The 23793-nt window shown below is 32.5% G+C and carries 23 protein-coding genes; 5 read left to right on the plus strand and 18 right to left on the minus strand.

Annotated elements, in window-relative coordinates:
• The 5 genes from B2989_RS12980 to B2989_RS13000 form a co-directional block, all read right to left on the minus strand.
• Positions 1-555 (minus strand): YeeE/YedE family protein, encoded by a 555-nt coding sequence (locus tag B2989_RS12980; RefSeq protein WP_292949186.1) that lies wholly within the window; start codon positions 553-555, stop codon positions 1-3.
• Positions 556-648: 93 nt separating this feature from the next.
• Entirely contained in the window at positions 649-858 is a 210-nt protein-coding gene (locus B2989_RS12985) for a YgaP family membrane protein (protein WP_090838743.1), read from the minus strand.
• A gap of 168 nt (positions 859-1026) precedes the next feature.
• Entirely contained in the window at positions 1027-4221 is a 3195-nt protein-coding gene (locus B2989_RS12990) for an efflux RND transporter permease subunit (RefSeq protein ID WP_292949194.1), read from the minus strand.
• 229 nt (positions 4222-4450) lie between these two features.
• Entirely contained in the window at positions 4451-5527 is a 1077-nt protein-coding gene (locus tag B2989_RS12995) for an efflux RND transporter periplasmic adaptor subunit (protein ID WP_292949197.1), read from the minus strand.
• Between the two features lie 111 nt (positions 5528-5638).
• Positions 5639-6946, minus strand: a complete 1308-nt coding sequence (locus B2989_RS13000; RefSeq protein ID WP_292949200.1) for a TolC family protein — start codon at positions 6944-6946, stop codon at positions 5639-5641.
• A 133-nt stretch (positions 6947-7079) separates the two neighbouring features.
• On the opposite strand from B2989_RS13000, the gene B2989_RS13005 reads away from it, so the two are divergent.
• From B2989_RS13005 to pncA, 3 genes are read left to right on the plus strand one after another with little or no spacing between them, the layout of a single operon-like run.
• Complete coding sequence (locus B2989_RS13005) at positions 7080-8078, plus strand: metal-dependent hydrolase (protein ID WP_292949203.1); 999 nt, start codon at positions 7080-7082, stop codon at positions 8076-8078.
• A 47-nt stretch (positions 8079-8125) separates the two neighbouring features.
• A complete protein-coding gene (locus tag B2989_RS13010; protein WP_292949500.1) occupies positions 8126-9526 on the plus strand; it encodes a nicotinate phosphoribosyltransferase in 1401 nt (466 codons plus the stop codon).
• Positions 9527-9579: 53 nt separating this feature from the next.
• On the plus strand, positions 9580-10185 hold the full coding sequence (gene pncA, locus B2989_RS13015) for a bifunctional nicotinamidase/pyrazinamidase (RefSeq protein ID WP_292949206.1): 606 nt from the start codon (positions 9580-9582) through the stop codon (positions 10183-10185).
• A gap of 68 nt (positions 10186-10253) precedes the next feature.
• Here the strand turns inward: pncA and B2989_RS13020 are convergent, their stop codons facing one another.
• The 5 genes from B2989_RS13020 to B2989_RS13040 all read right to left on the minus strand — a co-directional run bounded on the left by B2989_RS13020 (position 10254) and on the right by B2989_RS13040 (position 15228).
• Positions 10254-10550 (minus strand): hypothetical protein, encoded by a 297-nt coding sequence (locus B2989_RS13020; RefSeq protein WP_292949208.1) that lies wholly within the window; start codon positions 10548-10550, stop codon positions 10254-10256.
• A gap of 15 nt (positions 10551-10565) precedes the next feature.
• Positions 10566-11639, minus strand: coding sequence for a cytochrome d ubiquinol oxidase subunit II (gene cydB, locus B2989_RS13025; protein ID WP_292949210.1), 1074 nt, complete (start codon positions 11637-11639; stop codon positions 10566-10568).
• 2 nt (positions 11640-11641) lie between these two features.
• Positions 11642-12973 (minus strand): cytochrome ubiquinol oxidase subunit I, encoded by a 1332-nt coding sequence (locus tag B2989_RS13030; protein ID WP_292949212.1) that lies wholly within the window; start codon positions 12971-12973, stop codon positions 11642-11644.
• Positions 12974-13086: 113 nt separating this feature from the next.
• Positions 13087-14433: an MBL fold metallo-hydrolase gene (locus B2989_RS13035; protein ID WP_292949214.1), complete on the minus strand. Its 1347-nt coding sequence runs from the start codon at positions 14431-14433 to the stop codon at positions 13087-13089.
• A 72-nt stretch (positions 14434-14505) separates the two neighbouring features.
• The gene (locus B2989_RS13040; RefSeq protein WP_292949216.1) at positions 14506-15228 is read right to left on the minus strand and encodes a peroxiredoxin; all 723 of its coding nucleotides are present in this window, start codon (positions 15226-15228) and stop codon (positions 14506-14508) included.
• A gap of 192 nt (positions 15229-15420) precedes the next feature.
• Here B2989_RS13040 and B2989_RS13045 point away from each other — a divergent pair, with 192 nt between their 5' ends.
• A complete protein-coding gene (locus B2989_RS13045) occupies positions 15421-15792 on the plus strand; it encodes a hypothetical protein (protein ID WP_292949217.1) in 372 nt (123 codons plus the stop codon).
• A gap of 65 nt (positions 15793-15857) precedes the next feature.
• Positions 15858-17954: a TonB-dependent receptor domain-containing protein gene (locus tag B2989_RS13050; RefSeq protein WP_292949218.1), complete on the plus strand. Its 2097-nt coding sequence runs from the start codon at positions 15858-15860 to the stop codon at positions 17952-17954.
• Between the two features lie 79 nt (positions 17955-18033).
• On the opposite strand, the gene B2989_RS13055 is transcribed toward B2989_RS13050, so the two are convergent.
• The 8 genes from B2989_RS13055 to B2989_RS13090 all read right to left on the minus strand — a co-directional run bounded on the left by B2989_RS13055 (position 18034) and on the right by B2989_RS13090 (position 23752).
• Positions 18034-18183 (minus strand): hypothetical protein, encoded by a 150-nt coding sequence (locus tag B2989_RS13055; protein WP_193600109.1) that lies wholly within the window; start codon positions 18181-18183, stop codon positions 18034-18036.
• Between the two features lie 98 nt (positions 18184-18281).
• Positions 18282-18863 carry an SAM-dependent methyltransferase gene (locus B2989_RS13060; RefSeq protein WP_292949221.1) on the minus strand — a complete coding sequence of 194 codons (582 nt, stop codon included), beginning with the start codon at positions 18861-18863 and terminating at the stop codon, positions 18282-18284.
• On the minus strand, positions 18863-19159 hold the full coding sequence (gene trxA / locus B2989_RS13065; RefSeq protein ID WP_145001409.1) for a thioredoxin: 297 nt from the start codon (positions 19157-19159) through the stop codon (positions 18863-18865). The genes B2989_RS13060 and trxA overlap by 1 nt, the downstream gene beginning before the upstream one ends.
• A gap of 11 nt (positions 19160-19170) precedes the next feature.
• The gene (locus B2989_RS13070) at positions 19171-20169 is read right to left on the minus strand and encodes a c-type heme family protein (protein ID WP_292949223.1); all 999 of its coding nucleotides are present in this window, start codon (positions 20167-20169) and stop codon (positions 19171-19173) included.
• A gap of 10 nt (positions 20170-20179) precedes the next feature.
• Positions 20180-20449 carry a heavy-metal-associated domain-containing protein gene (locus tag B2989_RS13075; protein ID WP_292949225.1) on the minus strand — a complete coding sequence of 90 codons (270 nt, stop codon included), beginning with the start codon at positions 20447-20449 and terminating at the stop codon, positions 20180-20182.
• Positions 20450-20675: 226 nt separating this feature from the next.
• Positions 20676-22091 (minus strand): MBL fold metallo-hydrolase, encoded by a 1416-nt coding sequence (locus B2989_RS13080; RefSeq protein ID WP_292949227.1) that lies wholly within the window; start codon positions 22089-22091, stop codon positions 20676-20678.
• A gap of 169 nt (positions 22092-22260) precedes the next feature.
• Positions 22261-23055, minus strand: coding sequence for a sulfite exporter TauE/SafE family protein (locus tag B2989_RS13085; RefSeq protein ID WP_292949229.1), 795 nt, complete (start codon positions 23053-23055; stop codon positions 22261-22263).
• Between the two features lie 64 nt (positions 23056-23119).
• The gene (locus B2989_RS13090; protein WP_145001399.1) at positions 23120-23752 is read right to left on the minus strand and encodes a Crp/Fnr family transcriptional regulator; all 633 of its coding nucleotides are present in this window, start codon (positions 23750-23752) and stop codon (positions 23120-23122) included.
• Positions 23753-23793: the final 41 nt, after the last annotated feature.

Genomic DNA, 23793 nt, shown 5'->3' on the forward strand with positions numbered 1-23793 from the left:
TTAAAAAATTAAAGGGAATAATAAATGAACCATAACCAATCCACCAATAAAAAAGCCAATAACAGCAATTAAAGACGGAAGTTGTAAGTTACTTAAACCAGAAATGGCATGACCAGAAGTACAACCGCCAGCATATCGTGCTCCAAAACCAACTAAGATTCCTCCAGCAACTAAAATAGCAATTGTTTTTATATCGCTTAAAGCGGAAATAGAAAATAACTCGACAGGTAAGTATTGGTTTTCAGTCGAAATATTTATACTAGACAATGATGCTTTTGTAGCATCACTAATGTCAGGCATATCTGCGGATGACAAATAATGTGATGCTATAAAACCACCAATCATTGCTCCTATTACAACTAATACATTCCATACATCCGATTTCCAATCAAATTTAAAAAACGAATTGACTTTTCCGGCACCACAAGCAGCACAAAAAGTTCTTAAGTTTGATGACATACCAAACTTTTTTCCCATTAATAATAAAAATAGCATTGTACAAGCTATTAAAAATCCTGAAACAAACCAATGCCAAGGTTCAAATAAAAAATCCATAAATTAAATTTGCGCAAAAATACGTGCTACAATTCAATTTATGGACTTTTAGTCTACTAATTTTATAGGAATTAACCTATTATAAAACTAATGCTATTTAACGCTACAACCTGCGCCTTCTTTTCTCACACCTAACTTTACTAATATTGTTTCTAATAAGCACCACTTTGTAAATGCAGACTGTATTAAATTTACACCTATAAATACAGTAAACCACATCCATTTTGGGCTAACATAAACCGAAAGCACCACACTTAACAATACCATCACACCAACAATTACTCTAAAATATGTATTCAACATTTTTCTTCTTTTTTTAAATTTAAAACTTAATATTCACGTCATTCTGAATGTGTTTCAGAATCTAATTATTCACAACTCAAATTTCTTTTTATTACCCAATCTTATCTGCAAACCTTACGTCATTCTGAACTTGTTTCAGAATCCCATCATTCACAACACAATTACCCACTATTTATAATTCTTCTTCTCTATCATATAATAAACAAGAGGCACAACCAACAAAGTCAAAACGGTAGACACAATAGTCCCTCCCATTAATGATATCGCTAATCCTTGAAAAATAGGATCAAAAAGTATCACAAATGCACCAATTACCACAGTACCTGCTGTTAATAAAATTGGTGTTGTACGCACTGCTCCTGCTTCAATACATGCTTGTTTAAGTGGCACACCTTCGGCAGTTCTTATATTTATAAAATCAATTAATAACACCGAGTTCCTAACCATAATTCCTGCCAAAGCAATCATACCAATAAAAGAAGTCGCTGTAAAAAAGGCTCCCATAATCCAGTGCCCTAAAATAATTCCTATTAACGATAAAGGAATTGCAACCATCATAACAATTGGTGCTTTAAAGTTTTGAAACCATCCTACAATTAAGATGTATATTAAGATAATAGCACCTAAAAAAGCAATCCCTAAATCTCTAAAGACTTCCAAAGTAATTTGCCATTCGCCATCCCATTTTACAGTGTAATTATCTTCAAAATCTGGCTGACCTAAATACATCTCGTTTAACTCGTAGCCTTTTGGTAACGGAATCTCATTCAACTTTTCTTCCATTCCAAGAATTGCATACGCAGGACTTTCTAAATCTCCAGCCATATCTGCCATAACATAAACCACACGCTTTTGGTTTTTACGGTATATACTTTTTGCTGCAGTTGTTTCTGTAATAGTTACCAAATCTGCAATAGGCACCATATTACCTTGTTTTGATTTCACTTTTAATTGAGAAATATCCGTAATTGTAGATTTCTCTTTTTCATCTAAAGCCAATACTAAACCAACTTGAGTTACCGCATCTTCGTCATACAAATTTGTTATGGCTCTGTTTGACAATGCCATATTCATGGTGTACGCTATTTGCTGTGGTGCAACACCATACAACATGGCTTTTTCTTTGTTAATATCAAATTGGTATTCGGTTTGATCCGCTTCCACCATCCAATCAATATCTACCACATCATCAGTCTGTTTTAGTATATTTTGAATGTTATTAGCAATTCTAATTTGCTCGTCATAATCAGGTCCATAAACCTCTGTAACAATCGTTGATAATACAGGAGGTCCTGGTGGCACTTCTACCAATTTAATATTCGCATTATATTTAGCTGCTATTTTCTGAATATCTGGACGCATTAATTTAGCTATTCCGTGACTTTGAATATCACGCTCTCCTTTATCAATTAAATTTACTTGGATATCTGCCATATTAGATCCACCACGTAAATCGTAATGACGCACCAAACCGTTAAATGTAATTGGCGCAGATGTACCAACGTAATTTTGATAATTAACCACTTCTGGTCGTGTTGACAAGTATTGCGACACTTCTTGCGCGACAACGCCTGTACGTTCCAATGTTGTGCCTTCAGGCATATCAATAACTACTTGGAATTCATTTTTGTTATCAAATGGTAACATTTTTACAGCAACCGATTTTGTAAAAAACAAGACCATTGTCGCCATTAATACCATAAAAGTTAACACTAAAAACAACCAACGTTTTGATTTACTTTCTAATAACGGACGTTCAAACTTGTTATAAACCTTATAAATTAGTGTGTCTTCAACTGCTTTTTCTGGTTTCTCCGCTGCTCCTTTTTTATCTTTTTCTCTTAGAAAAATATATCCTAAATAAGGAGTTATCGTTAACGCTACAAACAAGGATAATATCATGGCAATAGACGCACCTATTGGCATTGGCGCCATATATGGTCCCATTAATCCAGACACAAAAGCCATAGGTAAAACAGACGCTATTACGGTAAATGTTGCTAAAATGGTTGGATTACCAACTTCATTAATTGCGTACAAAGCAGCCTCTTTAAACGGTAAACGTTTCATTTTAAAATGCCTGTGCATATTTTCGGCAATAATAATGGAGTCATCCACCACAATTCCTGTAACAAACACTAACGCGAATAATGTAATTCGGTTTAGCGTATAATCCATCATATAATAACTCAATAATGTCAAAGCAAATGTAATTGGAACCGATAAAAACACCACCAATCCACCACGCCAACCCATTGCCAACATAACCACAAGTGTTACTGCAAAGATAGACCCAATAAGGTGCCACAATAATTCTGATACTTTATGCGATGCTGTTTCACCATAATTTCTGGTAACCTCAACATGCACATCATCCGGAATTAATGTGCTACGTAAATGATCGACTTTATCAATAATAACTTCTGCTATTTTCATAGCGTCGGCACCTTTTCGTTTTGCTACCGAAATGGTTACCGCAGGATATTCAGACTTATAATCCCCCGATTTTACGCTTCCTTTTCCGTAACCTAAACTCACATAATTTTGTGGTACTTCTGGTCCATCAATAATTGTAGCGACTTGTTTTAAATAAATAGGTTGATTTTGTTGCACACCAACCACCAAATTTTCAACATCAGTAACCGAAGCTAAAAAAGCACCTGTATTTACCAAAAACTCCGTGTCACTTTTATCAAAACTACCAGCACTTAATTGACTGTTATTTGCTTTAATCATTTCCGAAACAGACAAGAAATCCAATCCGCTAGCAGCTAATTTATCCTTATCTAAAACGACGCGTAATTGACGGTCACGACCTCCAATTTTATGCGTGATTGCTACGTCGTTAATCTTTTTAATTTCGGCTTCCAACTCTTGAGCCATTTGGTTTAATTGGTAATCATCGTAATTTTCACTCCACAGCGTTAATCCCAACATTGGCACATCATCAATCGCACGCGTTTTTACTAACGGAAACGTAACACCAGCAGGCATTTGGTCCATGTGCTTGTTAATTTCGTTGTATAATTTTACAAAAGAGCGCTCAATATCTTCGCCAACATAAAACTGTACAATGACCATTCCTTGCTCTTTCTTAGACGTAGAATACACGTATTCCACACCTTTAATATTCGAAATTAATTGCTCTAAAGGCTTAATCACGCGCGACTCCACTTCCGTAGGACTTGCTCCAGGATACCCTACAAAAATGTCTGCCATAGGTACATCAATTTGTGGTTCTTCTTCACGCGGAATTAAAAACGAACTGTACACACCAACCACCATAAATACAATCATCAAAAGCACTGTAAGCTTCGATTGCATAAAGACTTTGGCAATTTTACCTGCGATTCCTTCTTTCATAATTATTACTTTTTTTTATTCCCATGACAATGGAAATATTTATATTTTGGGCGTTTTAACAGGCTATACACTGTATCTTTTTTACTTGTCCTTACTAAGTACATTTTTTATTTGCTGTGGCAATCTCTTAATCGATTGGGAGATTACCACGTCGTTGCACTCCTCGTAATGACAGCTTATTTATTAAGTAAAAAAGGATGTCGTTTCTATCCTTAACGCAGCTTATTAGTTATTGAATTGTAATTTTTGCACCATTAAATAGTTTTCCTTCAGCAGAAACAATGTATGCTTCGTCTGCATTTAAACCAGATAATACTTCTACTTGATCCCCAAAAGTTCTGCCTAAACGCAACCATCGTAATAATGCGGTATTGCTTTGACTTACTGTATAGACACCAGATAATTGCCCATTAGTTACAATAGCATCTTTAGGTATTAAAACCATAGATGACGTTGCTTTTCTTTCCACAGGAAATAGAACTGTTGTAAACATCCCTGATAAAATATTGGCTTCTGTTTTATATAAATCTATTTTTACTAAATATTGCCCTCCCGTATTTTTAGCTGAAGTGCTGACCTCTTTTACTTTCCCTTTCAACGTTTTATTTATGGATTTTACTAAAACATCCACGGTAGTTCCTGATTTAATCTCTGAAATTTCGGTTTCCGGTACCATTGCCATAACTTCAAAATTTCCTGGTGTTTCTATACTTATCAATGGTACACCAGGATTTGCCATGTTACCAGCTTCTACATTTTTACTAGTTACTGTTCCGCTAAAAGGTGCAGTAATATTACTGTAAGCAAACTGTGCATTTATTTCGTTTTTCATTTGATTGGCACCTTCTACTCTAGCTTTTGCCATTTCGTAATTAGCAGTCATATCATCCATTTCTTTTTGAGATGCACTATTGTCTGCAAACAAGTTTTTAAAACGGTTGTAATCTTTTTGGGCATTACTTAAAGCTGCATTAGCTTCGGTTATTCCTGCATTTATTTGAGCTTTCTTGGCTTGTAAATCACTATTATTAATAGATACTAATAATTGTCCTTTACGTACTTTATCACCAACGTTAACATGCACTTTATTAACATAACCCATCATTCTAGTACTTAAATCTGCACTATTTGTCGCTTGAATTTTTCCGCTTACAGATAAAAAAGGACTATTACTGTTTGCTGCTACTTGACTAGTTTTAACGCTTATTGCTGGCGTATTATCTACAACAGGTTTTTTGTCTTCGCTTCCACAACTTGCTACTAATAGCGCTACAGAAAGTGTTAGGATTGTATATATGTTTTTCATGGTTATTATTTTTTATTTAGGACACTTCGACAAGCTCAGTGTGACATTTTTTATAATTAAAAACTCTCGGAAATCAATCTTGATTCGTGGTTCTATATTCTTGTATATTTTTTATTCTTTAGTTAAAAATTGCAAGTATGCTTGTGTGTAATTGTATTCAAAAATAGTTTGATAGTATTCCAATTGTTTTTGTGCATATTGCGTTTCGGCTAATAATAAATCAGACGTTTTTTCTAAACCTTCTTTAAATCTGTTGGTTCTTATACGTAAAGATTCTTCAGATTGTTGTAATGCTAAAGTTGTTAATTTCAACTTATTGTCAGCATCTATAAAGGCGCGTTTCGCTTTATTTAATTCTAAATTACTTTGTGATACATATTGCTTGTATTCTAATTTTGATTTTTCGAATTCCGATTTACTTTTTTGCGCTTTTCCAATACGTTTAGAGCCTTGAAATATATCCCAACTTAATTGTGCTCCGAATAAGTATCCATTAGAACCGCCTTGAAAAATTTTATCGTCATACAACTCATAACTCCCAAATGCATTTAAACGTGGTAAAAACGCCATTTTATCAGCTTTATTCATCGCTTCATAAGCGTTTGAGGCCAATTGCATGGCTTTAATATCCGATCTATTTTCAGACACTGCTTTGTCTTCCATTGTAAATGTGCCAATGGTTAAATCGTCACTAGGCATGTACACAACATAAGCCTCATCATTCATTAAAAAAGACAAATAATTAGATGCATTTTGCACATTACTTTTAGCGGTTTGTAACTGGTTTTGAACCTCAGTGACTCGGACTTCAACATTCAACACGTCTGCACGTTGTAAATACCCTTGTTTAAAGCTATCGTCAGCTAGTTTCTTATTAGCATTTGCTGCGTCCAAAGCTTTCTCTAAAACACTTACTGCTTTATAGGCTAATTGTAATTGCATGTAGGCTTTATCTACTTCAAAAGCTAAATAATCCTGTGTGCGTTCTGTCTTTAAAGACATGGCTTCCATTTTAGACTTAGCAGCCTTACGTTGGTAAATACCGTCTAAATTTATTAATGGTTGTTGGATTTCGAACTTGGTAGCATAGTTTTCAATTTGAGAAGGATCGTTTAACAACGCCGGATTAAAATCGTTTTGAGTTAAAATCTCCTGATTTAATTTACTCCCAAAAGCCATTAATGGATTAGTGGTCGCCATAGCTGTGTGACTTGCTGTAATATTTGGTAAAAACACAGCATTGGTTTGTCTATAATCTGCTCTGGCTTGTTTAAAATCTTCTTCTGAAATTTTTATGCTTGTATTGCGTTCTGACACTTTAGACAAAACATCAGATTTTGCAATAGGAACAACTTGTTGCGCTTGAACAGAAAGTGTTAACCCTAAAAGCAATAATGGTATATAAATGTGTTTTTTCATCAATTATTAATTTACAGTACAAATGTACATTACATAAATAGCCTGGTCGGTAACATAAGTTACCAAGCCAAATGCAACATAAAACCGAAGTCTTGTTATAAATAAATTGGTATCCCTTACTTTTGCATGCTATATGGATTCATTAACACAAATAGTATTAGGAGCAGCTGTAGGAGAAGCTGTTTTAGGAAAAAAAGTTGGAAACAAAGCCATGCTTTATGGTGCTATTGCAGGAACCATTCCTGATTTAGATGTTTTAGCCTCCTTTTTTACGGACAATGTCACTGCGCTTTATGTACATCGTGGTTTTACACATTCTATTGTGTTTTCAGTACTTTTTGCGCCTATTTTGGCATGGATTGTCACGCGGTACGAAACTTATAAAAACTTTAAAAACTGGACTTGGTTATTCTTTTTAGCATTTGTAACCCATCCTATATTAGATGCTCACACCACTTGGGGAACGCAACTGTTTTGGCCTTTTGATTTACGATTAGCTTTTAAAAACATATTTGTAGTTGACCCATTGTACACAGTTCCTTTTCTGATATTTTTAATTTTAGCAATGCGTCAAAAACGTACCACTGCAAAACGACGTTTTTACAACAATATGGGATTAATTATAAGTACAACGTACTTAGCCATTACGCTACTTTTAAAATGGGCAGCTTACACAAAATTTGAATCTGCTTTAAAAGAACAAAACATTGCTTATTTAGATATTGACACTAGACCATCTGCATTAAACACGATACTTTGGAGTGCCAATGTGCAAACTGATGGTGCTTATTTACTTGGGAATTATTCGTTTTTTGATAGCCAACCCATCACTTTTGAAAGCTATCCAAAAAACCACGACTTATTAGGTAGTCTTGTTGAAGATAAAAGTGTCAAGCAAATGATTGCCATAACAGAAGGTTGGTACACTATTACTAAAACAGAAAACACCCTTTATTTTAATGATTTACGTTTTGGATTATTAAGCTTAAAACCAAAATCAGAAAACTTTGTTTTTAAATACAGGTTAGAAGTTGATCCTTCTGGTAAAGTTTCATTTATTGAAGCTCCAAAAGATTCTAATGACGGTAAAAAATTGCTATCAGAACTTTGGCAACGTGTGAAAGGGAATTAATTTCGACTAAATAAAATTTTAAATATCTTAGTAAACTAAACTTAAAAATCATGGACATTACTGCTGCATATACGGATCTATATCAAATAACAATGGCGCAAGTCTATTTTGTGACCAAACCAAATGGTAAAGCGGTGTTTGACTATTATTACCGTCGTAATCCTTTTGATAATGGGTATGCCATATTTACAGGATTAGAGGATGTTTTAGATATATTGGAGTCGCTTAAATTTTCAGAGTCTGACATTTCTTATTTAAAACAAAAAGGATTTGAAAATGAGTTTTTAGAGTATTTAAAAAACTTTAGTTTTAAAGGTAGTATCCGCTCTAGTAAAGAAGGTGATATTGTTTTTCCTAATCGTCCTATTTTACAAGTTGAAGCTAATATTATTGAAGCACAAATTATAGAAACCCTTTTGCTTAATATTTTAAACTTTCAAACTTTAATTGCAACCAAAGCGAGCAGAATACGCTATAGCGCCAAAGATGCTATTTTACTAGATATGGGATTACGTCGTGCCCATGCTACAGGTGGTTATTATGCGTCTAGAGCTGCTGCTATTGGTGGATTTGATAGTACAAGTAATGTGAAAGCTGCCGAAGATTATAATATTGCCTCTACGGGAACTATGGCACATTCGTTTATACAAAGTTATGATAATGAGTTAGATGCTTTTAGAGATTTTGCACAAGTGCGACCTAAAAACTGTGTGCTTTTAATAGACACTTATAACACCCTAAAATTAGGACTTCCAAATGCTATTACAGTTGCTAAAGAAATGGAAGAAAAAGGTGAAAAACTTTTCGGAATCCGATTAGATAGTGGTGATTTAGCCTATTTATCTAAAAAAGCGAGAGTCATATTAGACGCTGCAGATTTAAGTTATGTGAAAATTGTAGTATCTAATCAGTTAGACGAATTTGTTATAAAAAGTTTAAAAGAACAACAAGCACCAATTGACGTTTTTGGCGTAGGTACTAATTTGGTTACAGGACGACCAGACGCAGCGTTAGATGGTGTTTATAAATTATCTGAATATAATGGTGCTCCAAGAATTAAACTCTCTGAAAACATTATAAAAGTATCGTTACCGTTTAAAAAGCAAGTGTATCGTATGACTGATGCGGATGGGCTATTTTATGGTGCAGATGCTGTTGCTATGTATACTGAAGGTGAAATTGATCACATGGAACACCCATTTGATATTACTAAGCAAATAGATATTAGTGCACTAAAAAAAGAACCATTATTAGAGTTAGTCATGGAACATGGAAAACGTGTGGTACCTGCAAGAACCGTTACCGAAATTGCAGAATATTCGCAATCGCGTTTAGCCCAACTACCTGATGAATATAAGCGTTTTCAAAATCCGCATACCTATAAAGTTGGATTGAGTAGCCAACTTAAAAAGGAACGAAATGATTTAATTAACAAACATAAAAATTAAATTTGCACCACGTTGTATAAGCTTTAGCCTACTATATTAAAAATAGTCAAACTATGAAAACACTTTTAGTTATTGATGTACAAAACGATTTTATGCCTGGAGGATCACTTCCTATACCTGATGGCAATACCATTGTACCTGTAATAAATAGCATACAAGATAAATTTGACTTGATTGTAGCCACACAGGATTGGCACCCCAAAGCACATTCTAGCTTTGCTCTAAACCATGAGGGAAAATCTGATTTTGATAGTATTGAATGGCGAGGACAAATGCAAACCTTATGGCCTAAACATTGCGTGCAAGGCAGTAAAGGTGCCCAATTACACTTTGAATTAAACACCACAAAATACGAGGCCATTTTTAGAAAAGGTACCGATATTAATATTGACAGTTATAGCGCATTTTTTGACAATAACCAATTAAAATCGACTGGATTAGCTAGTTATTTAAAAGAAAAAGGAACTACAAAACTGTATTTTTGTGGTCTTGCATCAGATATTTGCGTTTACTTTTCTATTCGTGATGCTGTTAAAGCAGGGTTTGAATGCTATTTTATTGAAGATGCTTCAAAAGCTTTAGATTTAGAAGCTTTTGAAGCTATTAAGACTGAAATGATTGCTATGGGTGTGCATATTACAACTTCAGCATCTGTTTAAAAGTATTCAACTCTTCTTTCTCATTTTTTTTTGGATTGGAAACAAAACCACTCTTGATGAATACTTTATTATTTATTCAACTTTTTATATATCCATTTAGCAATTACAAGTCCTAAAACACCTCCTAATGCTGAGACGATACAATTAATAGAAAACAACATTATATTAATATCTTGATTTTGCATTATTGACCAAGGATCAAAACCTAATCTACCAAAAGACTTGATAAAAAAAATGCTCCCAAAAACACCAACTAACGTATTACCTATAAATCCAAAAGAATATTTTTTATTAAAATAACCAAATGTATTTGCAGCAATAATACCAATAAGAATACTAATTAATGAAATTAAAGTACCTGTCATAATTGTTAATTTTGACTAGTGTCCGTAATCCATTTTATCAACTTTACCTGCCATTAATCGTTTTTGAATAATGAAGTAAATAACAATAAGAATAAAACCAATAATTGCCCAATTTACAGCTACAGACAAACCATAATTTTCTGCTGCGGTATTGTAAATAGTTAAATCCTGATGAGTCGTATTAATAGAAGGCAATATAACTGGAAATAAAGACGCCAAAGATGATGTTATTCCTCCTAAAATCAACAAGGTAGAAAACATAAAACCGTGACTTTCTTTTTTTAACTTTTTAATAAAAAACAATCCAATTAATCCTGTAAGATAAATAAAAGGAAAGATTATTAAATATGGTCTATCCATAAAGTTATCTAACGACTTTGGATTAACCACCTGCCATACAATTAACGAAAATACGGTTAGTATTACTAATGCGATATTCAACTTAAAAATAACACCTTTAAGTTTAGTATTAATTGACGAATTGGTTTTTAAAATCACCCAATTAGCACCATGAATAGCCAAGGTTACCACAGAAATTAATCCTATAATAATTGTAAACCAATCTATAATACCTGGCGTATCACTTAATGGGCTAAAACTACTGTCCCATAAGGGTAAGAAAAAATAGTGTCCTTCGTAAGCTGAAACTCCATTTTCTACACCTCCTAAATTGACACCTCTAACAATATTACCTAAAGCAATACCAAAAAACAAGGCTAATAGTAAACTAGAGACACCAAATGACGTGTCCCAAATGTCTTTCCACATTTGATATTTAAATTGCCCTCTAAACTCTAAACCAATTGCTCTAAAAATAATTAACCACAACACGATTATTAATGGTAAATAAAAGCCACTAAAAACGGAAGCGTAAAATGTTGGAAATGCCATAAAAAGCATCCCTCCTGCAGCAACTAACCAAACCTCGTTAGAGTCCCAAAATAATCCAGCAGATTTTGCGATAACCTCTTTATCTTCTTCTTTTTTAGAAAAGAACAAATGAATGATTCCTGTACCAAAGTCGTAACCATCTAAAACAAAAAATACTGCTAAAACAATAGCGATTGCTATATACCAAAATACTTCCATAATTAATGTGTTTGAGGTTTTGGACCTTGATTAATAGTTTTACCAACTAAGACTAGAAATAATAAGCCTAAAAGCATATATAAAGCGACAAAACCAAGTAAGGTAAATAATGTGTTTCCTGAAGATACTGTTGGCGAAATACCATCGCTAGTTTTTAATAAACCGTAAACTAAATACGGTTGACGTCCCAACTCTGCAGTGTACCAACCGGTAAGATTTGCAATGTAAGGAAATGGCACCAAAAACATTATAGTCCATAATAACGGTTTTAATGTGTATAATTTTTTTCGCCATAAAAAGAAAAGCGCTAACGCCATAACACCAATAAAAATAGTACCTAATCCAACCATTATGTGATAAGAATAGTAAAGTGCAGGAATATTACTAGGCAATTCTTCTTCTTTAAATTGATCCATTCCTGGGATTTGTTTATCCCAATCTTGATGCGTTAAAAAACTCAATACGTTAGGTACTGCTATTTTATTATCTAGCTTTTTTTCTACCATATTAGGTTGTCCAACTAAAACAATTTCGGCTCCAGCCTCTTCTGTTTCAAAAATCCCTTCCATAGCTGCAAATGCTGCTGGTTGATATTCTGCAACATTTTTAGCATTCCAATCACCTGTTGGGAAAGCAACCAATACACTTGATATTAATCCGAAAATAACACCTGTTTTTAAGAATAGTTTCCCATATTCCACTTGTTTATTTCTTAGTACATAGAAGGCTCCAATACTAGCCACAACAAAAGAAGACGTTACTACAGAAGCTATTTGATTATGCAAAAAGGCTGGTAATAGCCAAGGATTTGTAAACAGTGATGAAAAATTGTCTAAAACAAATTTACCGTTTTCTAAAACCTCATATCCCACAGGATGTTGCATCCAAGCATTAGTTGCTAGAATAAACCAACCACTTGCCCAAGAGCCTAAAAAGACTAGAAAACCTGTTAAAAAGTGCAGTTTTTGTCCCATTAGTTTTTCACCAAAAATAAAGAGTGCTAAAAAAGAGGATTCTAAAAAGAATGAGAACATCCCTTCCATTGCCAACGTCTGACCAATAATACCTCCTGTAAGTTCTGAAAACTTAGCCCAATTGGTACCAAATTGAAATTCCATTGGAATACCAGTAACCACTCCCATGGTAAAATTAATAGCAAAAATTTTCATTAAAAATTTTGCTGCATTATTATACTTTTCGATGTTATTTCTTAAATGTTTCCATTTAAAAAAGACGATCAATAATGATAATCCCATGGTTAATTGCGGAAATATATAATGAAATGTGATAGTAAATGCAAACTGCAACCTATCGTAAAAGAGCATGTCTTCCATAGCCAAGTGTTTAGATTGTAAAAATACGACACAACGCTTAAACGCTGTGTAACTTTTATTACAAAAAAGCCTCAAAAAAGAGGCTTTTCAAAATTAATGTGTGTTATCTATTTTTAAGTTGTAAATGCTTTAACAGCATCACTTAAATCATATACAGGAACTGTTTTAATTATATTAGAAATAATACTACTTCCTGCTGCACTTCTGTAACCTCCTGCGCAATGCACCACAATAGGTTTATCCGTAGGAATTTGACTTTTAGAGGCTCTTAATTGATTTAAAGGAATTGAAATCGCAGTTTCAAAAATCTTACCTTCTGCTACCTCGCTTGCATTACGGATATCAATAATAGTATATTGATTTGGGTGTTTTTTAAAATCTTCAATATCTAATACTTTAAATGTTTCAAAAGTATTGGCACCTAGCGTTATAATCGATTTAATTTGCTTTTCATAACCTATTTTAGCAATACGACTAAGTATTGTTTTTCTGTCGTTAATTGAGTTAATTACTAAATGAAACGCTTCATTAGGAGCAACGATAGAACCTAACCAAGTTTCTACTTTATCATCTTCCGTTTCTGCAATAATATTAATACTTCCTTTTAGGTGATTCTCTTTAAATTGTGATGCGCTTCTAACATCAATAATCAGACTGTCATCATTATTAAAATTGGTTATCCCAAATGAAAAAGGTATGCCACAAAATGTAGATTCAAAATTATCTGCACCTGTTTTATTTATATCAACATTAAATCCAAAATAGGCAGGAATAAATGGCTGATCCTTTAAAATATGGTTCACAAATTGATCTTCAGTTAAATCTTTAAATGCCCAATTTTCAATACGTTCTCTTCCTAAAGTGCTTGATGCATCTGTACTCATGTTTTTACCGCATAACGATCCTGCACCATGTGCTGGATAAACAGTTGTTGTGTCTGGTAAATGATTAAATTTATGACGCATAGTATGATACATACTTTTAGCTAACTCCTCTCTTTTAGCTTTCATGTTACCTGCTTTTTCACGCAAATCTGGTCTTCCAACATCACCAATAAATAAGGTGTCTCCAGAAAACATCGCATAATTATTATCTGCATCATTAGCAATAATTGTAATACTATCTGGCGAGTGACCTGGCGAGTTAATAGCCGAGAAAGTTACCGTTCCTAAATTAAGAGTATTTCCATCATCAAATGTTTGATGCGGATAATTAGCGCCAACCAATTTACTTACATAAATTTTTGCACCTGTTTCCTTATGTATTTGCAAATGACTACTCACAAAATCGGCATGTGGATGTGTTTCAAAAACAGCAATAATTTTAGCATTATGTTTTTCTGCTAAATCGTAATACAGTTTTACATCTCTTGATGGATCTACAAGTGCCATTTTACCATCACTAATTATTGCATAAGAATAGTGAGCTAATGGCTTATCTTCAAATTGTTTAATAATCATGATTTTTTTTTATTTAGATATTAAAGTACAAAAAAGAGCCTTAATAAGAGGCTCTTTTTATAGGTAATTAGCTTACTTTTTTAAGATTGAATCCAAAACTAAATCCTTATCTAATTTTTTAGTACAGAAAAACCAATCTTTACAGTCTAAATCCTCAGTAGAAGTCATACGCTCTTCTGCAACACCACAAGATCCAGCTGGAGATACAATTACATCGTCACCAGGATTCCAATCTGCTGGAGTAGCTACATTAAATTTATCTGATGTTTGCATTGCAATTAAGGCTCTGTATAACTCATCAAAGTTACGACCTAGGCTTAATGGATAGTAAATAATAGCTCTAACTGTTTCGTTTGGATCTACAAAAAAGACCGCTCTAACCGCTTGCGTTTTGCTTTCACCTGGTTGAATCATACCATATTTTTTGGCTACTTCCATGGAAATGTCTTCGATTAAAGGAAATTTAACTTCAATGTTTTTCATTCCGTTAAATTCAATTTTATCTTTAATCGTTCTTAACCAAGCAATGTGACTGTATAAACCATCAATTGACAAACCGATAAGACTACAATTTGCTTTTTCAAATTTTTCTTCTAAATGTGCAAATGTCATAAACTCAGATGTGCAAACAGGTGTAAAATCTGCTGGGTGACTAAATAATATAGACCATTTTCCTTTATAATCCGATGGGTAATTAATATCTCCTTGTGTTGTTACTGCTGTAAACTCTGGTGCTTTATCACCAATTCTTGGCATTGCAAATGTTTCTTGTGGTGTTGTTTCTAATGTATTCATAGTATATATATTTTAATTTATTGATACTGTAAAATTACTTTAGAAGACTGTGTCTATATGTAACATTTGTCACTTAAACAATACCTATAGCTTATACTAAAATAAGATTTAGCTATTAACATAAAATCTACAGTAATGTAACAAATGTCACCTTTTATGATAGTCTGTTATTTTATTTTTACACTAATGAAAATGAGTACTTATATATTCGCTTTAAGTGTAACCATTCTTATACTATTTAATAGTACAAGAGTCTCCTTAACTTATGCCTATTATAAACTAGATCCTGTTGGTTTTATTGAGACTTTATGTATTAATAAAGATAAACCTGAGTTACAATGTAATGGTAAATGTCATTTGAATAAGGTTTCAAAATCATTAGATAAAGATCAAGATACACCAGAAAATGTAGTTAATTTTAAAGAGCTACTTTTATATACTATAGCTTTAGAAAAGCTAATTTTTAAACCAAAAAACGATCTAAAAAAACAAAACACTTCGATTTACAAAAACCTATATAGTTATAACAATATCAACGATTGTTTCCATCCTCCACAGGTATAATTTAACTTTTAGTATTGGTAGTTAATCTACCCCAAACATTTAAGTTAAATATAATATTACTATATATGAAAACAATAAATAGTGTGCTTTTATGCATACTTGTTTCAGCTATGTCTTTTGGTCAAAATGAGACTAAAAAAGACACTACAAATCAAAAAACAACCAAATTAGACGAAGTTATTGTTACAGGAAAATTAAACCAAGATCCTGTATTAACAGTTGTTGCTAATAATTATGACCAAGCTATTGTGCAACCCAAAAATGTTGCTGATTTATTTAACAACATCAATGGATTTTCAGTAATTAAAAGAGGTAATTATGCTATAGATCCTTCTTTTAGAGCTTCACAATATGAGCAATTAAATATTCAGTATGATGGCGGAACCAAAGCTATGCATGCTTGCCCAAATAGAATGGATCCCATAACGACACATATTATTCCTGAAGAAATTTCTAAAATTGAAATTATTAAAGGACCATATACCGTACGTTATGGTGCTACTTTTGGAGGTATTATAAATTTAGTAACGCAAAAACCAGATTATGAAGATTATGGTTTACACGGAAAAGTATCTGGTGGTTATGAAAGTAACGGAAACGCTTTAGTCAATTTAGTACAATTACAATACATTCAAGAAAAATATGATATTGTTGCTAATGCTGGCTATAGAGATTTCGGGAATTATAAAGATGGAAATGGTGTAGAAATACCGTCTTCTTTTAGAAGTACCGATTACGGAATAAAACTAGGGTATAATATCAATGAAGACCAACGTATACAAGCCCATTGGAGGCAGTCTTTTGGTCGCGATGTGCTACATGCTGCATTACCTATGGATACCGAATTTGATAATAGTAGCATTTTGTCTTTAGACTATAAATTAGATAATATAGGCGTTATAGCTAAGTCCTTAACCGCTAAAGTATACTACAGCTATGTGGATCACTTAATGACCAATAACAATAGACCGTCGTTTATGACGATGGAAGCATCATCTGCTGTAAACGCTACAACTGCAGGTGGTAAATTAGAATTAAACTGGAAACCACTTGAAAAATTAAATGTATTTACTGGACTAGATGCTATGCATATTGCTAGAGATGGAGGAAGAAAAAGAACCGTTAAAGTTATGAATGGAAACATGCTAACAACACCCATAACGTTTAATGATAAGGTTTGGCAAGATTCATACATTGCAGATTTAGGCGTGTTTACAGAAGCTAAATACTCTATTAATCCAAAAACGGTTATCACCGCAGGTGTGCGTTATGATAATGTCACCTCAGATATTCAAGATCCAGAAGCCGATTTTGAAGCTTTATATGATTTAAAAAAACGTACTGAACATAATATAAGCGGAACATTGTCTATTAAAAAGAAAGTAACGGACAACTTTACTTTAGAAGCTGCATATGGTCGTGGTGTGCGATCTGCCAATATGATCGAGCGTTTTATTAACCATTTTACTGTTGGACAAGACCCTTATGAATATGTAGGAAATCCTAATTTGAAAGCAGAAGTAAACAATCAATTTGAAATTGGATTTAAAGGTAAGCAACCCTTAAAAAATGGTTTTAATAGCTTTAAATACGAAACCTCTTTTTATTATTCCTTTTTTGAAAACTATATTGTTGGTGTTATAGATCCAACATTAACAAGAAAATTTAATCCAACTTCAGACCCAACCAATGTTAAAGTCTTTCAAAATATAAACGAAGCTTATAAAACTGGTTTTGAAGCTATGGCTGAAATCGAATTTTTAAATGATTATTACTTTAAAACTGAATTTGCTTATGTCTATGCTAAAAACAAAGATTTAGCAGAATCATTACCTTTAACACCTCCATTTAATACACGCTTGGTTTTAGGTTTTAAGAAAGATAAATTTTGGGGAAATGCACAATATAACATCGTATCCAAACAAGATAATATTTCTAGAAGTTTTGGTGAAACCGAAACGGATGGATATCAAACTTTAGATATCAGATTTGGAGTAAATCCTGTTAAGAATATAACTTTAGGTGTTGCTGTAATTATTGCTTTTGATGAAGCTTATAATAACCATTTAAACTTTTCATTTACTAATCAGGAAGATTTTGGAAGAACACCAATAACAGAGCCTGGACGTAACTTTTCTGCTTTTTTACAGTATAAGTTTTAAAACAAAAAAAGTGTAAACAAAAAAGAAGGAGCCCATTTAATATGTGCTCCTTCTTTTTATTTATAAATTTAACTGGACCTTATCTTTCTTTTGCTTCGTCATCTTTTCTATCACTACTAGACATTGATTTCACTAAAAAACCAATAAGTAATAAACAAATTACTCCAAAAATAGCAATCATTACTACTCCGTTACTCCAACTATATAATGCGATGTTTTGAGAAATCATAATTTTAAAATTTTAGTATTTATCGTAAAGCACAAATTTACTGTTGCTGTTTAATATTTAATATGACAATTATCAGTTTTAAATAAGGTTTTTAATTTTTATTTTTTCTGAATAATAAAAAACAATTCTCGTCCGGCTCTTGGCTTTATGGAGTTATACGAAGCATCCATTATCTTAATATCAAAATAGGGTATAAAATAGCCTAAATACTCTGTTTTACTGCCTCCAAAAGGAGGATGTGTTGTATTTAAAACTGCATCAAATAATAATCCTGCAACTTTACCATTTACATTTAATATTTCTGAAGCTTTTTTAGCATAGTCAGCTCTCAAACTAGGGTTAATTGCACAAAAAAAAGTTTGTTCAATAATCAAATCGAAAGTTATATTTAAGTCAAAAAAATTATCTAAAATTAAATTTGATGATGGAAAATCTGGTATTCTGTATTTTAAATTATCCAATGCTGTTTGAGATAGATCTACAACATACACGTTTTTAAACCCTTTATTAAATAGATATTCTGCCTCATAACTATTACCACCTCCTGGAATTAAAATTTTTAAATCCAAATTGGTCAACTGATCAAAATAAGCTTTTAATGGCGGAGAAACAGCTCCTAAATCCCAACCAATATCATTAGATTTGTATCTATTATCCCAAAAATCTGCGCTTAAATCCATTAGTATGTTGCTGTAATAACATCAATCAATTCGTTTTTTTGTAGCACGCCAGATTGTCTCCAAACTTGTTTTCCTTTTTTGAATAACAATAACGTTGGCACACCTCTAACTTGATATTTAGATGCTAATTCTTGATTTTTATCTACATCAATTTTAATAATAGACACACGGTCTTTTAAATTATCTTTAACGTCTTTTAAAATAGGACTCATAGTTTTACAAGGTCCACACCATTCTGCATAAAAATCCACCAAAACTGGTGAGTCTTGATTAATTATTTCTGAAAATTTACTCATTTTATTATTATTTATTTATCAAAAACAACAGTCCAAATACCTCTTACTTGATTTATATTGTAACCTGTAGCTTTATCTTCAGGATATAATTTAGCAAGCCTACTTAACGTAGGTTTTTCAATATCCTGATTAGGTTTACCGTGACATTGTAAGCACATTGTATTAGTTGTAATAGGATAATACACTTGCACTTTAGTGTCTAAAAGATCAACAATTGGTTTTGGTTCTATATTATTTTTAATATCGTTTTTAAAAGAATTAATATACGTCAATTCTTTTTTATTTGCTAAATTATTTTGATTTCTTGGTTTATCAGATACCCTTTTAATAGATGCATTCTGTACCACTGACATACTATCTGTTAAGGGATAGGCTTTTTCATTACAAAATGCTAAAGCACCCAAGGTTCCTTTTTTTTGGATAGAGCCCATTAGATTTTTTCCTAATACCGCTTTTGTTGCTAATGCATACTTTAGGCCACGTTCCGCATAAGGTAAATCAAGATAATTTACTTCTGCTTGTTGTTGCTTAGTCTCTTTTTGTTGGCTTTTTCCAAACCCTTTACCATGTCCTTTTTCTTCATTATAATGCTTTTCAAACCAATCTGGTTGATCAATATTATAATCAAACATATAATCTGCTATTTTAGCAATTGTCTCTTCTGGAAAGGATTGTTTTGGCATAACACCAAAACGTTTTACTGCGCCAAACATTTTTGCATTTTGTGCATTTGGATTTTTAATCCATGCTTGCATATTTTCTACAAATTGTGCTTTTGTAGTGTTTTCATCAATGTAATGCCTTTTAATGGCAATCATTGGTGGTCCAATCCTATCCGACTGACTTGCAGATGGGCTATGACACGTATAGCAGTTAATTTCCATTAACTTTTTTCCTGGATGCTTATTGGCTTCCATTTGTAAATCAAAAGCAGAAAGCTTTTTATTGTTGGCATTATTGCAGCTTAATAAAAACAAGGTCAATGCAGCCAATAGATAGGATTTTTTCATAATCTTTTTTTTATTTTGAAAGCTTGCCAGTAGCACAACTTACAAAAGATTTAGCTTTAGACACCAAATTATTATCATCATCTATTGATGGATAACCTAACGTTTTAAGGCGTTCTTTTACTGCTATAGCTTCCGTTTGGTTATTGTGATTAAACGCTACTATACTATTATCAACATCTATTGTAATCTCAGAGATATTTTCTAGTTCCGCTAATTTTGTAGAGATGGTGTTTGCACAACCACCACATTTTAAGTTTTGTACTGTTATTGAAGTGTTCATTTTTTATATTATTTTAAATTTTGGTAAAATGTGTTCGCTAAAATGCTGGGTTCAATTTTAATATAAGTTTGAGGATTTGTAAAACTATTTCGCCGTAAGGCAAACCATTATATTAATAGATAAAGTTAACTCAATATATACACCTGAACGGTAACTAATGTTACACAAAAAAGCGCGTATTACAATAATGCAATACGCGCTTTTACTAATAAAATTAATTATAATACTATTTTAATGTTGTAGGACAAACAAAGTCTGTTCTTGGTATGTCTGTTTTTTTAATGGCACCATAACCACCTGCCACATCTATTAAATTGTGGATACCTCTGCTTTTTAATATTGAAGCTGCAATTACAGATCTGTAACCACCAGCACAATGGATGTAAAATGGTTTGTCTTCTGGAAACTCGCTTAAATGACTGTTAATATTATCTAACGCAGTATGTTTAGCTCCATCGACATGCTCGGCAGTAAATTCGCCATCTTTTCTAACATCAAAAACCACGTCTTTATTATCTTCGTATCGTTTTGCAAACTCTTCTGCAGAGATTGATGTTAAGGTGTCGTAGTCCATCCCTGCGCTTTTCCACGCCTCAAAACTACCTTCTAAATACCCAATTACATTATCAAATCCAACACGTGACAAACGTGTGATTACCTCTTTTTCTCTTCCTTCTGGAATGACCAATAAAATTGGTTGACTAACATCTGCAATTAATGCACCAACCCAAGGCGCAAATCCACCATCAATACCAATAAATATAGAACGTGGAATATGTCCTTTTACAAATTCTGATTGATTACGTACGTCTAAAACAATAGCTTCAGTCTCGTTAGCTGCTGTTTCAAAAGCCTTTGGTGTTAATGGTTTTTGAGATTTAGTCATTACTTTATCAAAGCTTTCATAACCTTTAATATTCATCATAACGTTTTGAGGAAAGTACGCTGGTGGTTCTGATAAACCATCTAATAATTCGGCAATAAATTCGTCTTTAGTCATGTCTGCACGCAAAGCGTAATTGACTTTTTTCTGATTTCCTAAAGTATCTGTAGTTTCTTTACTCATGTTTTTACCACAAGCTGAACCTGCACCATGATTAGGATACACTATTAAGTTGTCGCTTAATGGCATTATTTTATTACGTAGTGAATCAAATAAATAACCTGCCAGTTTTTCTTGTGTTAAATCCGAAGCTATTTTTTGTGCTAAATCAGGACGACCAACATCACCTATAAAAAGCGTATCTCCTGTAACTATACCATGTTCTTTACCATTTTGATCAATAACAAGGTATGTTGTACTTTCCATTGTATGACCTGGAGTGTGGATAGCTTTAATCTTGTAGTCTCCAACTTCAAATATTTGACCATCTGTTGCTATAACCGCATCATAAGATGGTTGTGCTGTCGGTCCAAATACGATTTGAGCACCTGTTTTTTCTTTTAAATCCAAATGTCCAGACACAAAATCTGCATGAAAATGCGTTTCAAAAATGTACTTTATTTTTGCGTTGTCTTTTTGTGCTCTTTTAATATATGGTTGCACTTCCCTTAATGGATCAATAATTGCTGCTTCTCCATTACTTTCTATATAATATGCTGCGTGTGCTAAGCAACCTGTATAAATCTGCTCTATCTTCATTTTCAATTCTATTTTATGTTTTTGTAAAATGTGTTCGCCTAAATGGCTCGGTTCATTTTTAAATCTATTTTTCTTACTAAAAGAAATTCGCCGTAAGGCTAAAAAATCTTTTTTAATTATTCAAATTTACTAATGTTTTTAAATTTTTACAGTAACTTTAGATACATAATTAAAATACTAACTCCTTTAAAATTATATAAATTGACATTACTAATACAAACCATCCAAAACTTTTTTTAAGTTTTTTTCCTGAAACAAATTTAGAAAAATAACCTCCTACCAATATCCCAACAATTGTTAATGAGGAAAAAGTTAACAGAAAAAACCAATCAATATCTAAGGTTTGAACATCTCCTGAAAACCCTATTAATGAGTTAATTGCTACAATAACTAAAGATGTTCCGACTGCTTTTTTCATATCCAAACCAGCCCAAAGCACTAGTGCAGGAACATATAAAAAACCACCACCAGCACCTATTAATCCAGTTATAACACCAATTATTATACCTTGAATAAACGTTTTGTAATAAGGTTGAGAACCGTCAGAAACAGATTCTTTTTGTTTTGTTTTAATCATTGAAAAAGCTGCCAAAAACATGATGATTGCAAAAAATATCATGATTGCCATATCTTTGGTTAAAGCAAAATCTCCAACATTAAAAAGCACATCTGGTATTGCTGGTACCAAATATCTTCTGGAAACAAAAACAGCGATAAATGATGGAAAAGAAAAAGCTAAGCCTGTTTTAAAATCTACTAATCCCTTACGGTATTTTTCAACCACACCAACAAGTGATGAAGATCCGACAACAAATAACGAATATGCTGTTGCTATTATTGGATTAAATCCTAAAAAATAAACTAATAACGGTACTGTTAAAATTGATCCACCTCCGCCAATTAAACCTAAAATAGCCCCAATTAAAAAAGCTGCAACGTAAGTAAATATTTGTGTAAAATCCATAGGTTAAATTATCGGTAACAAAACTACTATTTTAAATAGTAATTATATGTAACAGTTGTTACGCTTATAAATCTAAAACCTTAATATTGTTTCTGTGCAATTCAATTTTACCATCAATTTCCAGTGTTTTTAGTAATCTTGAAATTACCACACGCGACGTATGCAAATCTCTAGCAATTTGTTGATGTGTCACATGGATTAACTCGTTATGATTGACCATTGCTTTGTCTTTTAGGTATTTAAATAAACGCTCGTCCATTTTTAAAAAAGCTATAGTGTCTATAGCTTCTAGCAACTCTGACATACGATTATGATAACTTTGTAAGACAAATTTTTGCCAAGTCTTATATTTACCTAACCACTCTTCCATTTTAGCAACAGGTATCATTATTAACTTAGTATCTGTTTCTGCTATGGCTCTGATTTCGCTTTTAGAATTTCCTAAACAACAAGATAATGTCATTGCACACGTATCTCCTTGCTCTATAAAATAAAGGATTAACTCATCACCATCTTCATCTTCTCTTAAAATTTTAATCGCTCCACTAACTAAAAGTGGCATTGTTTTTATGTAGTCACCAATTTCAATTAATTTAAATCCTTCAGGAATATCTTTATAAGTACCAACATTATTAATTTCTTGAATTAATTCATCTTCAAATAAATATCCGTAATGCTGTTGTAACTCTTCTAACATGGTTTGTTTTTTGTAATTGTAAAGTTAACTAATTTGAATTA

Origin of the sequence: Olleya sp. UBA1516 (assembly GCF_002323495.1) — a bacterium.
GTDB lineage: Bacteria > Bacteroidota > Bacteroidia > Flavobacteriales > Flavobacteriaceae > Olleya.

Coding starts and splice junctions, on each gene's coding strand:
- B2989_RS13085 (WP_292949229.1), bottom strand. CDS start 23,055: ATGGATTTTACACAAATATTTACTTACGTTGCAGCTTTTTTAATTGGG.
- B2989_RS13050 (WP_292949218.1), top strand. CDS start 15,858: ATGAAAACAATAAATAGTGTGCTTTTATGCATACTTGTTTCAGCTATG.
- B2989_RS12980 (WP_292949186.1), bottom strand. CDS start 555: ATGGATTTTTTATTTGAACCTTGGCATTGGTTTGTTTCAGGATTTTTA.
- B2989_RS12985 (WP_090838743.1), bottom strand. CDS start 858: ATGTTGAATACATATTTTAGAGTAATTGTTGGTGTGATGGTATTGTTA.
- B2989_RS13035 (WP_292949214.1), bottom strand. CDS start 14,433: ATGATTATTAAACAATTTGAAGATAAGCCATTAGCTCACTATTCTTAT.
- B2989_RS13080 (WP_292949227.1), bottom strand. CDS start 22,091: ATGAAGATAGAGCAGATTTATACAGGTTGCTTAGCACACGCAGCATAT.
- B2989_RS13020 (WP_292949208.1), bottom strand. CDS start 10,550: ATGACAGGTACTTTAATTTCATTAATTAGTATTCTTATTGGTATTATT.
- B2989_RS13055 (WP_193600109.1), bottom strand. CDS start 18,183: ATGATTTCTCAAAACATCGCATTATATAGTTGGAGTAACGGAGTAGTA.
- B2989_RS13045 (WP_292949217.1), top strand. CDS start 15,421: ATGAGTACTTATATATTCGCTTTAAGTGTAACCATTCTTATACTATTT.
- trxA (WP_145001409.1), bottom strand. CDS start 19,159: ATGAGTAAATTTTCAGAAATAATTAATCAAGACTCACCAGTTTTGGTG.
- B2989_RS13000 (WP_292949200.1), bottom strand. CDS start 6,946: ATGAAAAAACACATTTATATACCATTATTGCTTTTAGGGTTAACACTT.
- B2989_RS13030 (WP_292949212.1), bottom strand. CDS start 12,973: ATGGAAGACATGCTCTTTTACGATAGGTTGCAGTTTGCATTTACTATC.
- B2989_RS13090 (WP_145001399.1), bottom strand. CDS start 23,752: ATGTTAGAAGAGTTACAACAGCATTACGGATATTTATTTGAAGATGAA.
- B2989_RS12990 (WP_292949194.1), bottom strand. CDS start 4,221: ATGAAAGAAGGAATCGCAGGTAAAATTGCCAAAGTCTTTATGCAATCG.
- pncA (WP_292949206.1), top strand. CDS start 9,580: ATGAAAACACTTTTAGTTATTGATGTACAAAACGATTTTATGCCTGGA.
- cydB (WP_292949210.1), bottom strand. CDS start 11,639: ATGGAAGTATTTTGGTATATAGCAATCGCTATTGTTTTAGCAGTATTT.
- B2989_RS13070 (WP_292949223.1), bottom strand. CDS start 20,169: ATGAAAAAATCCTATCTATTGGCTGCATTGACCTTGTTTTTATTAAGC.
- B2989_RS13060 (WP_292949221.1), bottom strand. CDS start 18,863: ATGGATTTAAGCGCAGATTTTTGGGATAATAGATACAAATCTAATGAT.
- B2989_RS12995 (WP_292949197.1), bottom strand. CDS start 5,527: ATGAAAAACATATATACAATCCTAACACTTTCTGTAGCGCTATTAGTA.
- B2989_RS13005 (WP_292949203.1), top strand. CDS start 7,080: ATGGATTCATTAACACAAATAGTATTAGGAGCAGCTGTAGGAGAAGCT.
- B2989_RS13040 (WP_292949216.1), bottom strand. CDS start 15,228: ATGAATACATTAGAAACAACACCACAAGAAACATTTGCAATGCCAAGA.
- B2989_RS13075 (WP_292949225.1), bottom strand. CDS start 20,449: ATGAACACTTCAATAACAGTACAAAACTTAAAATGTGGTGGTTGTGCA.